Origin of the sequence: Fusobacterium perfoetens (assembly GCF_021531475.1) — a bacterium.
Lineage (GTDB): Bacteria > Fusobacteriota > Fusobacteriia > Fusobacteriales > Fusobacteriaceae > Fusobacterium_B.
Genome location: NZ_JADYTX010000043.1, coordinates 1 through 16,608 on the forward strand (window position 1 = coordinate 1; position 16,608 = coordinate 16,608).

The window sequence follows — 16,608 nt, forward strand, 5'->3', positions numbered from 1 at the left end:
TAAGAGCTAACTTTGAAGGAGAATGTACAGAAGTTGGAATGTACTTAGCAATGTCAAGAGTAGCTGACAGAGAAGGATACCCAGAAGTAGCAGAAGCTTACAAAAGAATAGCTTTTGAAGAAGCAGAACACGCAGCAAAATTCGCTGAATTATTAGGAGAATGTGTAACTGATTCTACTGAGAAAAACTTATCTATGAGAGTAGAAGCTGAGTATGGAGCAACAGCAGGAAAATTCGACATCGCTAAAAGAGCAAAAATGTTAGGATTCGACGCTATCCACGACACAGTTCATGAAATGGCAAAAGACGAAGCAAGACACGGAAAAGCATTCACTGGATTATTAAACAGATACTTTGGAAAATAATAATAAAAGATAGAGAGCTGGGAGAAAATCCCAGCTTTTTTATATTTTTTGTATCTATTTATAAACTCTTGGCTTAAAGTTACGTCTAAAGAGTGTAGATATTTAGAAACAAGGAGGAAAATATGAAATTTGATTTTAATTATTATAACCCAACTAAGATTTATTTTGGAAAGACAGCTCTTAATAATTTGAAAAAAGAGTTGGCAAACTATGGAGAAAATATACTTTTAGTTTATGGAAAAAATTCTATTAAGAAAAATGGATTATACGATAAAGTAATGGAGATTTTAAAAGAATCTAATAAAAAAGTGGTGGAACTTCAAGGGATAAAATCAAACCCTACATACACTCAAATGATGGAGGGAGCAAGACTTGTAAAAGAAAATAATGTTGATTTGATATTGGCAGTTGGTGGAGGTTCTGTTATAGATTGTTCTAAGGGAATAGCTGTTTCAGCTTACTCAGAAGAAGATCCTTGGCAAAAATATTGGGTGGACTGTAAAAGAGTGGACAATAAAGTTGTACCAGTGGGAAGTATTCTTACAATGGTAGGAACTGGTTCAGAGATGAATGGAGGTTCTGTAATCACTAACGAAGAAAAAATGCTTAAAAATGGCAGGGTTTTCCCAGCTAACGTTTATCCAAAATTCTCTATACTAAATCCAGAATATACATATACTGTTCCTAAAAATCAAATGGTAAGTGGAATATTTGATACACTTTCACACCTTATGGAGCAATATTTCTCTGGAGATGATAACAACACTACTGATTATGTAATCGAAGGAGTTATGAATGCTTTGATTGATAACGCAAGAGTGGCTATAGAAAATCCAATGGACTACGAAGCAAGAAGTAATATTATGTGGTGTGCTACTTTAGGTCTAAATACTGTAACAGGTCTTTCTAAGGAGCAAGACTGGGAAGTTCATATGATAGAACACCAAGTGGGAGCTTATACAGATTGCCCTCACGGAATAGGTTTAGCTATAGTTTCAGTTCCTTATTATAGATATATTTATAAATATGGTTTAGATAAATTTGTAAGATTTGCTAAAAAAGTATGGAAAATCCACGGAAAAGATATGAGCAAAGATGAGATTGCCCTTGCTGGAATAGAAAAACTTTCTGATTTTATAAAAGAATTGGGAATCCCTACAACTTTAAGAGAGATTGGAGCTACTGAAGAGATGTTGCCATTGATTGCAAATTCTACTGAAATTATGGATAGTGGGTATAAAAAATTAACTGCTGACGAGATTTTGGAAATCTTAAAGAAAGCATATTAAAATATTAAAAAAATAACCTAGGGTCACAAGCCTTAGGTTTTTTTCTTAAAATAAAAATAAGGGCTGTTGCATTTCTATTAAAAAGAATATAGATTAAAAATTACGGAAATTATGGAGAAAAATTAGATTTATAAAGCGATATCGAATGCTAAAAATCACAACTGTTTGAGCGATAGCGAGTTTTGTGATTTTAATGAGATGAGCTTATAATAAATCAATTTTTCGTAATCTGTAGTAATTTTTAATCCTATATTTCTTAAATCTGCAACAGCCCTAATTTATTATAAAACTAGTTATTTACTTTTATAAAACCTCTCTTATAAGCGTTTAGAAGTTCGTATAAATCATCAATTTGTTTTTGGATATTTTCTCCAACATCTGTATCTTTTACCTTTTTTCTCTCCAAAACTCTCTTGATAACTCTAGTAGATGAATGAATATCTATACAATTAGCGATAGCTGTATTGACATCTTCAAAAGGTTGATGAGATACTAATTTTAGTCCGTAAGAGTTGTAAATCAAAGTATATCCAGCTAAACCAGTTTCTTTTTGGTAGGCTTTTGAAAATCCTCCGTCAATAACAATTAGTTTATTATTAGCTTTGATTGGGCTTTCTCCACGTTTTTCTTTGACTGGCATATGCCCATTGATTATATGGGATTTATCTGGGTCAAGTCCAAACTCTCCAAATATTTTATTAATAAACTCTTGATTTTCATATAAAGAGTAGTAAGGATTTTTATTCTCCTTATGAAGTTCCTTGTCAGTAGTGAAATATCTTTCAAAAGTTTTCATTGCGTCCTTACCAAAAAGAGGAGAGTTTTCTCCACACCACAAGTACCACATAATATCCATACATATCTCTTTCATCTGTTTGTCAGTTTTGTTAAAGTATCCCTCTCTGCAAACTCTATCTAATTCTTCAAGATATTTTTTACCAGAAAGTTTTTTACCAAAAAGCTCTACCTTTGTAAACTCCCCATTTTTATCAACAGGTATGCAACCGTGGAATAAAAGGTTTGAGTTATATTTCAAGAACATACTACCTTTAGAGAAAAGAAACTTTGTATGTCTTTGTAATTTCTCACTATGGATAAAACTTTGTTTTAATTTTTCCAAAATTTCTTCCTCTTCCTCAGTCAATCTATATGGATCTTTTGGATCGATTGTAGGGAAGTTTGTATCAGTCATTGGATATTCTTTTCCATTGATTGTTACAATTCCACGAGAATAATCGATTTTATCAAGAAGAAGTCTATCTTCCATCTTAAATTTAGGATTATTTTTTATTACTTGCCCCTCGATTTTAAATTGAATTATAGAGATAGCCTTATGAATTTTTGCCATCAAAGAGATATCGCTATCCTTTGCCTCTTTTGGAATAAAACTTGTACAAGGGTCATTGGCATAAGTATTTAGAGCAAATCTTGCAAGAGGTAGCATATTTATTCCGTAGACATCTTCCAAAATATCTGTGTTGGAATATCTGCTACTAATTCTTATAACATTGGCAATAGCACATTTTTGTCCAGAGGCAGCAGTCATCCAAAGCATATCGTGGTTACCCCATTGAATATCCACATTGTGATGTTGCATAAGTTTGTCAACTATAAGGTGAGGTTGTGGCCCTCTGTCGTAAATATCCCCTACAATATGAAGAACGTCTATTGTCAAACGTTGGATAAGTTCAGACATTGCCACAATAAATTCCTTTGACATATCAAGCTCAATGATTGTATCTATAATATTTTTTACATAATCTTTTTTATCTTCAGAATATTTTTCGTGAAGTAACTCTTGGATAATGTAAGCAAAATCTTTTGGAAGTGATTTTCTAACTTTAGAGTCTGTATATTTAGAACTAACAATTCTACAAACCTCAATAAGTCTTAGAATTGTAATCTTATACCAAGATTTCATATCGTCAGTAGTTTTTTGGATAAGATTTATCTTCGCCTCTGGATAATAAATCACTGTGGCAAGTTGTTTCTTTAGATTTTCCTCCAAAGTATCCCCATAAATATCATCTATCTTGTCACGAATTACCCCAGAACCATTTCTTAGAACGTGGTTAAATGCTTTGTATTCTCCGTGAATATCTGTTAAAAAATGCTCTGTCCCTTTTGGTAGGTTCAGTATAGCTTTTAAATTTATAATCTCTGTTGATGTAGCAGCAATACTTGGAAAAGATTTTGAAAGTAGTTGTAAAAATTTTAATTTATCATTATCCATAATATTCTCCTTTTCTAAAAAATATCAATTTTTTATATTTTTTTGGTTATTTTATGATATATTATATCACAAATACAGAGATTTTATAAGATGTTTTTTATTAATCCACATTGGTTAGATAAAATTATAAAATGATCTCCGGGGTTAAACTCCTCCCAATAAACATTTACATTCCACAATGATTAAATAAAATATATGGCAGAATTTACAACAAAAGGGGTTGCATTTACATTCTATATGTAATTAAAAAGATATTTTTTTATAAAATTTTCTATATCATTTTAATTTTACTTCCTCTTTCTCCGGGGATAGCTTTTTCTACTTGGATACGTTTTAAAACTCTTAATTTTAACTCTTCCAAATGAGTGATAATACCTATTTTTATTTTCTCCTCGCTTCTAATATTTTCAATAGAATCCATAACCTTGTCCAAAAGTTTTGAATCAAGACTACCAAATCCCTCATCTAAGAAGAAAAATTCAAGAGGTCTTTTTCCTTTTAATTGTAACTGTTTTGAAAGAGCAAGAGCAAGACACAATGATACTACAAAGGTTTCTCCTCCAGAAAGAGTGGCTGTACGTCTTCTTTTTCCCTCGTTAAAGAAATCCACAACATAAAAGTTTGAACTCTCGTCAGAAGTCAGTTGATACCTACCATTACTGATTTTATTAAGCCTTTGTGATGCCATAGCCACCACATTTTTAAGTTTTTTATCAACCAAAAAGCTAACAAAATCTTTTGTCCTTAGTTTCGTATAAATATCCTCTGCAACAGAAAGTTTTTTGCTTACTTTAACAAGTTGCTTGTCAATCTCTTGTATCTTAATAAGGTTTTCTCTTTTACGTACAAGAGCTTTCTCTGTATCAGAAATATCAATATTTAATTTAGTTATACTATTTTCTAAATTTTCTTTTTTATCTTTAATCTCTTGCCACTGGTCATCACTTAGAGTTCTTCCATCGATATTTTTTTCTGTTTCGTCTAAAATATTTATAACTCTAGTAAGATTACTATTAAATCCATCAATCTCTTTTTTTAGATTTTCCTTTTCATTTTCTTTTAGATAATATTTCTTTACATCTTCCTTGTTTATAAAATTATATTTTTCCAAAAGTAGTGAAATATTAAGAGCATTACTTTTTATCTGTTCGCTAAGATGATTTATATCAGAAGTTACCCTTGATATTTCTACGTTATCTATACTTAATTTACTATTAATATCTTCTCTTAAATCAATTTTTTTATTTTTTAAATTAAGATTTTCTTTTATCTTTTTTTCTAAGTTTTCCAATATCTCTTGATTTTCCTCTAAAGTTATTTTTCTATCTTCTAAACTTTCTAAAGATATATCTATATAGATTTTATCAAGATTTTGACTGATAGTTTCTATCTCTTTTTGGATAGTTTCTGTTTCAAGTTTTGTATTAGAAAGATTTTTCTCTTCACGGCTAAGATTAAGAGTAGTGTTTTTAATATCACTTTCTAGTTTTACCTTTTGATTTTGTAGTGATATTTCTTTTTCTTTTATGATTTGTAACTCTTTCTTTTTATCCTCTATCTCTTTTGTTAGGCTCTCCACTTTAGATTGAATAGAATTGTAATCAATATCTGTCATAACTTTTTCTTCATACAAAATATCAAGTTTTGATTTTCTATTTGTCAGCTCTGTTATTGTACCGATAATCTCGGAAATCTTTCCTATTAGTTTATCTTTTTTAGAAGAGATATTTTTTATATCTTTATCAAGATTTAAGTTAGTAGTTTTGCTAAAATCCATTGTAACGTGATGACTTGAACCACACACTGGACAAGGTTTTCCCTCTTCCAAAGTTTTAGACAGTTCAAAGGCTAGATTTTTGATTTTCTCCTTTTCCAAAGTTTCCAAATTTTTTAGTGTAGTGATTTTTTCTTTTTCAAGTTTTTCTTTTTCTTCTTCCAAAGCTACTAGAGAGCTATCTATCTCTTTTTTCTCCTTTTGATTTTCCTCAAAAGTTTTTAATAGACTTTTCAGTTGAAGAACTTGTGAATTAATCTCTTCCAAACTTTCTTCATTAGTATTAGGCAAAAGTGAAATCTCCCTTTGATTATTCTCTAATTTGGAATTTAAAGCTTTAATTTCCTCTTGATAAATAGAGATTTGATTTTCACAGTGTAAAATATCCTTTCTATATTTTTCCAAAGTTTTCTCTTTAGCGAGAATAATTTTTTTATCAGAATAGGCATTTGAAATCTTTTGATACTCTCCCTTATCAAAATCAACTGCCCCTTTTTTAGTTTCTAGTTCCTCAGAAGTTTTGTCTAATTCCAAAAGTTCAGATTTTATAATATTTAATTGTTTTTCTAATTTTTCTTTGGAAGTTGTATATATTTTAAGGTCGTTTTCTGATTTTAAAAGATTTTTCTCTAAGTCATCATTTTTAGATATATATTCTTTTATCTCATCAGCTTGTGAGCTTTTATCAAGGATATTTTGTTGAGATAGTATATGTTCCTTTAAATCTTCCAAAGATTTTTTCTCTTGAACAAGTGAGTTATACCTCTCTAAAAGATTTTTTAAACCGTTGACCTCTGTATAATATATATCGAAATCTTTTTTTTCATTGATTAAGTTTTCCAAAAGAATTTTGTTGTCCACAAGGGATTTTTCACAATTTTTAATATCTTCACTAGATGTCCACTCAATATTTTCTTTTTGGCTCTCCCACTCTTTTTTCTCTGCCTCTAGTTTTTTCTTTTCAAGATTAGCTCTGTCTTTAAGTTTTTTTCCATACTCTTCCATATTAAAGATATTTTCTATAGTCTTTCTTTTAGCCTCTCCACGAAGTTTTAAAAACTCGCTAAACTTTCCTTGTGGTAGCACTACAGTTCTTACAAAATCTCCTACACCAAGTCCAAACTCCTCATCTAATTTTTCATCAAGTTGGGTAGATTTTTCAGCCACGATAACATCATTTTTTTTCATTAAGACTTCTTTTAATTTAAGAACTTCTACTCCCTTTGTTTTACCAATACCATATTTTCTATTAATCTCGAAAATATCACTGCCCAAAGCAAATTTAAAATATATTTCCATTTTGTCAGAGGAGTTATTAAGAAAGTTTTTTAGCCCCTCGTCAGTTGGAGAAAGTTCTTTTTCCTTAGGTATCTCCCCATAAAGAGCCAAAATAATAGCGTCTAAAATAGTTGATTTTCCGCTCCCAGTCTCTCCAAATATTCCAAATATTCCACATTCACAAAGCTTTTCAAAATCAATAATTTGTCTTTCTTTAAAGCTTTGAAATCCCTCTATCTCTAACTTAATCGGTCGCACTCTCATCATCTCCCAAAAATTTCATAAATAGATTTATAGTTTCCTCTTGTGGCTCTCCCTCGTCAAAAGATTTATAAAATTCCACAAAGGCATTCTTTATATCTAAATCTCCATAATCAACTACACTATCAAGGGTGACCTCTCCATTTTTCGTTACTGGTATAATCTCCAAAATATTTTTATTTTTTCTAATCTCTTTAAGTAAATGATTTGGCATAAAAGTATCTGTGTGGATTTTTAGATATATCCATTCTTGTGAGTCCATCATTTTCTGAGAAAATTCCACTCCCTCATCAATTCCATTTACCTCATAATTTTTGATAGGCTTATAATTTTCCAAAACAATCTCTTTAACCTCAGTAGAAAGTCCACCATTTACATCAGCTATAAATACTTTTTTGGCAAATTTATTTTCAGTCAAACGATACTCAATGGGAGAACCTGAATAGTAAGCTCTTTTGTTTGTATATTTAATAGGTCTGTGGATATGTCCAAGAGCGATATAATCTACCTCAGGCAAATCTTCCAAAGCCACACCTCTAGCTCCTCCTAGCTCAATTGCTTTTTCGTCGCCGTCTCCCTCACTTCCAGTGATAAAGATATGTGTCATTATAATTTTTGGAATATCACAAGGAACTCCATCAACACCTTTTTTCAAAATCTCCCCAATCCTTTTAGAATAAGAACTTTCTTCATCAAACTCCTCATTAAGAGAAAGCTCACTTGGATATGGCAGTGAGTAGATAAATATTTTTTCTTCCTCTATATCAAGAGTTATACCACCTTCAGAGGATTTAATAAGATGAAAATCTCCATATTTTCCTACTTCTTTTTTCTCAAAAGGTTTCTCATAGATAATAACTCCAAAGTCTCTTGCTAAATTTTTACAAGCTGATAGACGTTCGGGACTATCGTGATTACCGGGAATAATTACAATAGCTCTTTTACCAGAACCAGAAAGTTTTTTTAAGGAATCAAAAAATAAACTCTCTGCCTCAGAAGAGGGATTTGGTGTATCAAAAATATCCCCAGCTATTAAGATAACTTTTGGGTCTTCCTCTCTAACAATCATTTCTAATGTATCTATAAATTTTTTTTGTTCTTCAATCCGTTTTAGCCCTTCTAGTTTCTTTCCTAGATGCCAATCTGATGTGTGTAAAATCTTCATATTATCACCTCTTGATAAGATTATACCATAGAATTTATAAAAAATAAAAAAAGAGACTGTTGGATTTTTATTTAGAAAGAATATAGATTAAAAATTACGAAAATTATGGAGAAAAATTAGATTTATAAATCAATTTTTTGTAATCTGTAGTAATTTTTAATTTTATTATTCTTTAAATTTGAAACAGTCTCTTTACTTTTATTAATTATTTATTTTTAGTTTTCTAAAAAACTAGAATGATAATCCACCAGATATTGGAAGTACAGCTCCAGTGATATAAGAAGATTCATCACTAGCTAAGAATAATACTGCGTTTGCAACATCTTCTTTAGTTCCCATTCTTTGTAAAGGCACACCACTTAAGATTCCTTCAACAGCTTTTTCAGATAATTTGTCAGTCATTGGACTTTGGATAAATCCAGGTGCTACACAGTTAACTCTGATTTGTGCTCCTTTTCTACAAAGTTCTTTTTTCCAAGTTTGGCTCATAGCGATAACTCCAGCTTTTGTAGCAGAGTAGTTAGTTTGACCGATGTTTCCATATAGACCTACTACTGATGATAAAGTTATGATAGATCCTTTTTTAGCTTTTGTCATTACAGGTGCAACAGCTTGAGTTACATTAAATACACCTTTTAAGTTGATGTTTATAACAGCGTCCCATTGTTCTTCACTCATTCTTACAAATGGAGCGTCTTTTGTTATTCCAGCATTGTTTACAAGTACATCGATTGGACCATATTCTTCAACGATTTCTTTTACTAATGCTTTTATTCCTTCTCTATCAGTTACGTTTAATATTTTTCCAACAACGTTTGGTTCAGTATATTCACAAGGATTAACGTCACAAGCTACTACCATTTTTGCTCCTTCGCTAGCAAATCTTTCAACGATAGCTCTACCGATTCCAGCTGCTCCTCCAGTTACTAAACATACTTTTCCTTCTAATCTATTCATTTTTCCTCCTAATTATTTTGCCAATCTGTAGATTGCCTCTATATAGATTTTTAATAAAGTTTCCATATCATCTAAGTCCATTGCCTCATTTTTTTGGTGCATAGTGTCTTCCATAGTTTTTAAAAGACAACCAAAAGCTACACAGTTTTTAACAGCTTTTGCATAAGTTCCACCACCGATAGCAATAGGCTCAGGATTAGGGTCTTTAGTTATTTCTTGATAAATATTTGTAAGTTCTTTTACTAAGAAACTTTCTTTGTCAATGTATAATGGCACAGAGTTTTTACCATTTTGTTTAAATTCAAGTCCATATTTAGCAACAAGATTAGATAAATCTTTTTCTAATTTTTCTCCGTCCATAGTAACAGGGTATCTTATATCTACAGAAACATATAAATCTCCATCTTCAACATAAGCCATACCATAGTTTATAGTGATTTCTCCAGATTCTTCATCTTTGTAGTAAAGTCCACAAGATTTTCCATTAAATTCAAGTTTTACTTCTTCACCGAAATATTTAGCCATTTCAGATAGACCAGCCACTTTTATATCAAGAGCATTTACAAAACCTAAAAGAGCTGATAGTGAGTTATATCCTAAATCTGGGTGAGCAGCGTGGGCAGCTTTACCAAGAGATAAAAGTTCTAATTTCCCATCTTTTTCACTACATTCTATTTTATAATCATTTTCAAAGTTATAATCTTTTAATGCCTCAACAACTATATCTTTATATTCTAAAGGTAAAGTTAAATAAGTTTTTTCAGGTACAGCATTAAATACTTTTCCAGCTTTTATAGAGAAATTATCTCCAGCTTTTACTTTTAATACCCCTCTGCACATTCCTTTTTCTGCAAATATTACAGGGAAACTTCCATCAGGAGTAAATGATAAAGTTGGGTGTGGTTTTTTAAGAGTATCAAAATAGTGTGTCATACAACCCCAACCACTTTCTTCGTTAGCTCCGATTATCATTCTTATTTGTTTTTTAAGAGGAATACCTAAATCTTTTAGACATTTCATAGCATAAAGACATATCATCATAGGTCCTTTGTCGTCTAATACTCCTCTACCATATAATTTATTGTTAGCAATCTCTCCAGAGTAAGCTCCGAAATCCCAACCAGTTCCTTCAGGTACAACGTCTACGTGACCTAAAATTCCAAGAGATTCTTCTCCTTCTCCAAAAGTTATTTGACCAACATAGTTATCAAAATTTTCAGCTTTAAATCCTAAACTTTCTCCAACTTTTAAAAAATGTTGTAAAGCTTTAGCAGGTCCTTCTCCAAAAGGCATTCCTTCACAAGGTTCTTCTTCAACACTTTTTATTCTTAGAGATTCTTGAAGTGATGATATTAAATCCTTTTTATATTTCAATACTTCTTCTTGAATATTTACCATATATATCCCTCTCTTCTCAAATTATTTTGGCGGAAGTGTATAGGAATCGAACCTACCAAGGGATTTAATCCCCCATGACAGTTTTGAAGACTGTTGAAAACACCAGTTTTCTTCCACTTCCAATCCACTTCTTCTTATAGTATATCAGACTTTTTTCAAAAAATAAATAGTTTAATTAAAATTTTAAATTAAAATAATAGCTCTTATCCTTTTAATTATCAGATATTTAAGGGCTTTAAAGGATATTTTATAACGGATGTTTTTTTTAAAAAAGTAAACACACTTAATATATAAATTTGTAATTTAATAAAAAATATGTTAAAATCATTTGGATAATGAAAAATAAAATTTAATTTAGGAGGTTGATAATTGGATAAGAAGGGTATTTATATAAAGAATCTTTCAAAAACTTTTGATGGAGTTAAAGTTTTAAAAGATATCAGTTTAACTATTGAGCCAGGGGAATTTTTCTCAATTTTAGGGCCAAGTGGTTGTGGAAAAACGACTCTTTTAAGAATTCTTGCTGGATTTACAGAGCCTGACTCTGGTGTTGTATGTTTAGGAGATAGAGATATAACCAATTTACCTCCTAATCTTAGACCTATAAATACTATATTTCAAAAATATGCACTTTTTCCACATTTGACTGTTTTCGAGAACATTGCCTTTTCTCTAAGACTAAAAAAAGAAAAAGATGAAGTAATAAAAGAAGAAGTTACAAAAATGTTAAAGATGATAGATTTGGAAGAACACGCAAATAAAAAACCAAATCAATTATCTGGAGGACAACAACAAAGGGTATCTATAGCTAGAGCTTTGATAAATAAACCAGATGTTTTACTTCTTGACGAGCCACTTTCTGCTCTAGATGCAAAACTTAGACAAAATCTTTTGATAGAACTTGACAATATTCATGATGAAGTTGGAATTACTTTTATATTCATAACTCATGACCAACAAGAGGCACTTTCTATTTCTGATAGAATAGCTATTATGAACCAAGGAAATGTATTGCAAGTTGGGACACCTGCTGAGGTTTATGAATCACCAGCAGATATGTTCGTAGCTGACTTTATTGGAGAAAATAACTTTATCGAAGGAGAAGTTGTAAAAATAAATAGTGACACTTGTGCCACTCTTCGTAACAAAGAGTTTGGAGAGATTTTATTTGAAATGGACAGAAATGTTAAAGAGGGAGACAAGGTTGTAGTTTCTGTTAGACCAGAAAAAATAAAAGTAACTAAGAAAAAACCTGAAAATTTAAGTTGGAAATATAATACTTTACAAGTATATGTAGACGAAGTTATCTATACAGGTTTCCAAAGTAAATATTTCACTTGGGTAAATGGAGATAAAAATCTACTTATAAAAGCATTTAAGCAACACGATATTTTCTTTGAAGATGATGATACAGATGTAAGTTGGGACGAGGAAGCATTTATATCTTGGAACTTCGAAGACAGTTATTTAGTAGAGGTTAAATAGATGACTGGCAACAAAAAAGGAATATTATACACAGTTCCCATAACAATATGGCTAACAGCTTTCTTCCTAATCCCAATGCTTATTGTTTTGGTATATTCTTTTCTAAAGAAAGGAGTATATGGGGGAGTTGAATTTGAATTTTCATTGGAAACATTTAAGATTTTTGCAAATCCAATGTTCCTTTCTATAATTTATAAAACTATATGGATAAGTATAATAGTTACTATAATTACTGTTATTATAGCAGTTCCTACGGCTTATTATATAGTTCGTTCTCGTCATAAAGAAAAACTTATATATTTAGTAATTATTCCATTTTGGACAAACTTTTTGATAAGAATTTATTCTTGGATGGCGATACTTGGTAGCAATGGATTTTTAAATATTATGCTTAAGAAATTTGGATTTATTGATAACTCTATCCAGTTTTTATATAATGTCTGGGCTGTTATAATAATATCAGTTTATACTAGCTTACCTTTTGCTATACTTCCACTTTATGCCACAATAGACAAATTTGATTTTGCTCTTTTGGAGGCTGGTAGAGATTTAGGTGCTACAAATAGACAAGCATTTTTTAAGATTTTTTTACCAAATATCAAAAATGGAATTTTAACAGCTAGTCTTTTTACATTTGTTCCAATGTTGGGTTCTTATGTAGTTCCAAAACTGGTTGGAGGAACAAATTCAATATTCTTAGGGAACGTTATTGCTCGTCACTTGACAGAAACAAGAGATTGGCCAATGGCGTCAACTATCTCATCAATGCTTATTTTAGTTACAATGATAATAGTTGTGGTGGGAATTTTCAAAAAAGGTAAAGGTGAGGCTAGTGAATAAAAGAAGAACTTCATTATTTTTCTTTATTTTATCAATGGTATTTTTCTATCTGCCACTTTTAGTTTTGATTATTTATTCATTTAATGATGGTAAAGCTATGGTGTGGCAAGGATTTTCACTACGTTGGTACAAGGAGCTTTTCCTCTATTCTGACGAACTTTGGAGAGCTTTTAAATATAGTATCTTTATAGCTTTGATCTCAAGTGGAGTTTCAGCTTTTGTAGGGACTTTAGGTGCAATCGGTCTTCATTGGTATAACTTTAAATATAAGAAGTTTTTGGAAATTATAAGTTATCTACCACTTATTGTTCCAGATATTATTTTAGGAGTTTCACTTCTTATACTATTTGTTACAGTAAAACTTCAACTTGGTCTTATAAGTATAATAATAGTTCACACTACAATAAATATTCCATTTGTACTGTTTATTGTTTTATCAAGACTTGCAGAGATAGATTATTCTTTAGTGGAGGCTGCTTATGATTTAGGAGCCACAGAGTTACAAACTCTTAAAAAAATAATTCTTCCACTTTTGATACCAGCTATTATATCAGGATTTTTAATAGCTTTTACTCTATCTTTTGATGATTTCGTGGCTACATTCTTTGTTGCAGGACCGGGTTCTACAACATTGCCACTTAGAATTTATTCTATGATTAGAATAGGGGTTTCTCCAGTAATAAATGCTCTATCAGTTCTATTTATAGGCTTTGCTACGGTATTAACTCTATCTACAACAAAGTTACAAAAATATTTTATTCACTAAAATTTTTAGAAATTTTAGACAAAAATATTATTATTGCAGTCAAAAGAGCATAATACAAAATTTTGGAGGAAATTATATATGAAAAAAATCTTTAAATTATTAGTTATTTCCACTATGGTTCTTTTATTAGGAGCTTGTGGAAGTCTTTCAAAAAGAGGAAAGGCAGACCTTAAAAAATATAACGATATAAGAGTTACCTTTGTTACAACTCAAGGGGATATGAATTTTTATCTTTACCCAGAGGCAGCACCTTTAACTGTTGCTAACTTTGTAAACTTAGCACTAAGAGGATACTACGATAATACTGTTATCCATAGAGCTGTTGAAAACTTTATAGTTCAAGGGGGAGATCCAACTGGAACTGGACAAGGTAGCACAGGTTATACTATAAAAGATGAATTTGTTGAATGGCTAGATTTCTATCAATCAGGAATGTTAGCAATGGCTAATGCTGGTCCTAATACTGGAAGTTCACAATTCTTTATAACTTTATATCCTGCTGACTTCTTAAATGGTAGACATACTGTTTTTGGAGAAGTTGTTTCTCAAATCGATGGAGAATATACAAGAAAACTTGAAAGAGGAGATGTTATCAAAGAGGTTAAAGTTTCTGGACACTACGATTTATTACTTGCTTTAAATAAAGACCAAATCGAAGAATGGAACGCTATCCTTGATAAAAACTATCCAAATCTTAAAAAATACCAAGTAAAAGATTTAAGTGAGTTTGGTGATGATGTTGCTAACTATCAAGAAGAGTTAAGAAAAATCTATACTCCTAAAGAAAAAGAGGAAGATGACTATGATGTATCTTTAATTCCTAGAATGATAAGAGGTATTGAAAGAAGTCTAAAAGATTAATAGATAAAAAATTAGAGAGTTGACAAAAATCAGCTCTCTTTTTTCTATAAAATCCATATCTTGACTTTTTTATGACGAGGGTGTTATACTGTGGATATAGTTCAATCAAAGTAAAGGAGAGATTATGAAAAAATTAATTCCTGATGGAATAAGTGATTTTAAAACTTTAATAGAGAACAATTATTATTATGTTGATAAAACTCCTTTTATAAGTGAAATTGGAAAAAATGTAGGAAAAACACTTTTATTTACTCGTCCAAGAAGATTTGGAAAAACTCTTAATATGTCAATGTTAAAATATTTTTTTGATATAAAAGAAGCTAATGAAAATAGAAAACTATTTAAAAATTTAGAAATAGAAAATTTAGCATATTTTAAAGAGCAAGGAAAATATCCAGTAATATTTATATCAATGAAAGATATAAAAGAAATGAGTTTTGACGGAGCTATAATTGAAGTAAAAAATTTATTGAAAAAAGTATATAATCAATTTGAATTTATAAGAGAAAAGTTAAATGAAGGAGAATTAATAGAATTTGATAACATTTGGTTAGGTAAAAATGATGAAAATTTAAAAAATTCTCTTTTAAATTTAGCAACTTTTTTAAAAAAATATTATAATCAAAAAGTTGTCGTTTTAATAGATGAGTATGATACTCCTTTAGTATCAGCATATAGATATGGATATTACAAAGAAGCGAAAAATTTTTTTAGCAGTTTTTATTCTTCAGCATTAAAGGATAATAATATACTTCAAGTAGGAGTAATAACAGGAATAGTAAGAGTTATAAAAGCGGGTATATTTTCTGATTTGAATAATTTGAGTGAACATAGTATTTTGAATAAAGAATATGATGAATATTTTGGATTTTTAGAAGAAGAAGTAAAAAATGCTTTAAAATATTATGAGATAGATTCTAAATTAAATGAAGTACACTCTTGGTATAATGGATATAAATTTGGAGATAAAAAAGTATATAATCCTTGGAGTATTTTAAAATTTTTATCACAAAAAGAATTTAAAAGCTATTGGATAGATACATCAGACAACTATTTAATAAAGGACATTCTTAAATCAGCCGATAAAGAAACTTTTGATAAATTAAATAATTTATTGTTTGGAAAAAAAGTAGAAGAAGAAATTACAGGTAAATCAACACTTCAAGAAGTATTAGAAGCCCAAGATTTATGGGAACTTTTATTATTTTCAGGATATTTAACCATTGATTCCAAAATAGAAAAAAATATATATAGTATAAAAATTCCAAATAAAGAGGTAAAAGAATTTTTTGGAGATAGTTTTATAGAAATTTCTTTTGGAACAAATTTAACTTTTAAAAATTTAATAGTAAATTTATTAGATAATAAAATAGAAAAATTTGAAAGTAATCTTCAAGAAATACTTTTAAAATATATGAGCTTTTATGATGTATCAAATATAGAAAAAGTATATCATAGCTTTATTTTGGGTCTGATGATTCATCTTGAGGGAAAATACAAAATAAGCTCTAATGGAGAAGGTGGACTTGGAAGATATGATATAGCCATAGAACCCTTAGATAGAAATTTGAGAGGAGTTATTTTAGAATTTAAAGTAGCAGATTCTGAAGAAAAATTAGATGAGAAAGCCAGTGAAGGTTTAGAACAAATAGAGGATAAAAAGTATTATATAGAGTTAGAAAAAAGAGGAATAAAAGACATTACTTTTATAGGAATGGCATTTTATAAGAAATTTGTAAAAATAAAAGCTAAAAATTATAAAAAATAATAAAGCAAATTAAAGAATATTAAAGAATTTGAAAAATTATAATAAAAAAACTCTCTTTTGAAATTAATCAATTGAGAGTTTTTAATTTTGGCTCTGTCACAACAAATGGTTGATTTTTGACGAGAAATAGCGTATAATAATAGTAAGAAACAGTACCACCGAAGGAGG

The 16,608-nt window shown here is 29.8% G+C and carries 12 protein-coding genes and 1 tRNA gene; 7 read left to right on the forward strand and 6 right to left on the reverse strand.

The annotated features are described in order from the left end of the window. Together I6E15_RS08840 and I6E15_RS08845 are read left to right on the forward strand one after the other, a co-directional pair. Positions 1–365, forward strand: a 365-nt coding sequence (locus tag I6E15_RS08840; protein WP_328221819.1) for a ferritin-like domain-containing protein, incomplete at its 5' end; no start/stop codon positions are given. Positions 366–487: 122 nt separating this feature from the next. Beyond that, positions 488–1,654, forward strand: a complete 1,167-nt coding sequence (locus I6E15_RS08845; protein WP_235247444.1) for an iron-containing alcohol dehydrogenase — start codon at positions 488–490, stop codon at positions 1,652–1,654. 289 nt (positions 1,655–1,943) lie between these two features. On the opposite strand, the gene I6E15_RS08850 is transcribed toward I6E15_RS08845, so the two are convergent. The 6 genes from I6E15_RS08850 to I6E15_RS08875 form a co-directional block, all read right to left on the reverse strand. Continuing rightward, positions 1,944–3,887, reverse strand: coding sequence for a fructose-1,6-bisphosphatase (locus tag I6E15_RS08850; RefSeq protein ID WP_235247445.1), 1,944 nt, complete (start codon positions 3,885–3,887; stop codon positions 1,944–1,946). Positions 3,888–4,158: 271 nt separating this feature from the next. Further along, positions 4,159–7,197 (reverse strand): AAA family ATPase, encoded by a 3,039-nt coding sequence (locus tag I6E15_RS08855; protein ID WP_235247446.1) that lies wholly within the window; start codon positions 7,195–7,197, stop codon positions 4,159–4,161. After that, complete coding sequence (locus I6E15_RS08860; RefSeq protein WP_235247447.1) at positions 7,184–8,365, reverse strand: metallophosphoesterase family protein; 1,182 nt, start codon at positions 8,363–8,365, stop codon at positions 7,184–7,186. The genes I6E15_RS08855 and I6E15_RS08860 overlap by 14 nt, the downstream gene beginning before the upstream one ends. Before the next feature lie 231 nt (positions 8,366–8,596). Then, a complete protein-coding gene (fabG, locus tag I6E15_RS08865) occupies positions 8,597–9,322 on the reverse strand; it encodes a 3-oxoacyl-[acyl-carrier-protein] reductase (RefSeq protein WP_235247448.1) in 726 nt (241 codons plus the stop codon). Positions 9,323–9,334: 12 nt separating this feature from the next. Continuing rightward, positions 9,335–10,720 (reverse strand): dipeptidase PepV, encoded by a 1,386-nt coding sequence (gene pepV, locus I6E15_RS08870; protein ID WP_235247449.1) that lies wholly within the window; start codon positions 10,718–10,720, stop codon positions 9,335–9,337. 27 nt (positions 10,721–10,747) lie between these two features. Beyond that, positions 10,748–10,841: transfer RNA gene (locus I6E15_RS08875), tRNA-Sec, on the reverse strand. Between the two features lie 248 nt (positions 10,842–11,089). Here I6E15_RS08875 and I6E15_RS08880 point away from each other — a divergent pair. From I6E15_RS08880 to I6E15_RS08900, 5 genes are all read left to right on the forward strand, one after another. After that, entirely contained in the window at positions 11,090–12,205 is a 1,116-nt protein-coding gene (locus tag I6E15_RS08880; RefSeq protein WP_235247450.1) for an ABC transporter ATP-binding protein, read from the forward strand. Then, entirely contained in the window at positions 12,206–13,045 is an 840-nt protein-coding gene (locus I6E15_RS08885; RefSeq protein WP_235247451.1) for an ABC transporter permease, read from the forward strand. A 34-nt stretch (positions 13,046–13,079) separates the two neighbouring features. Beyond that, the gene (locus tag I6E15_RS08890) at positions 13,080–13,811 is read left to right on the forward strand and encodes an ABC transporter permease (RefSeq protein ID WP_235247453.1); all 732 of its coding nucleotides are present in this window, start codon (positions 13,080–13,082) and stop codon (positions 13,809–13,811) included. 78 nt (positions 13,812–13,889) lie between these two features. Continuing rightward, complete coding sequence (locus I6E15_RS08895) at positions 13,890–14,672, forward strand: peptidylprolyl isomerase (RefSeq protein WP_177160825.1); 783 nt, start codon at positions 13,890–13,892, stop codon at positions 14,670–14,672. Between the two features lie 124 nt (positions 14,673–14,796). After that, complete coding sequence (locus I6E15_RS08900) at positions 14,797–16,440, forward strand: AAA family ATPase (protein ID WP_235247452.1); 1,644 nt, start codon at positions 14,797–14,799, stop codon at positions 16,438–16,440. The last annotated feature ends 168 nt before the right edge of the window (positions 16,441–16,608 follow it).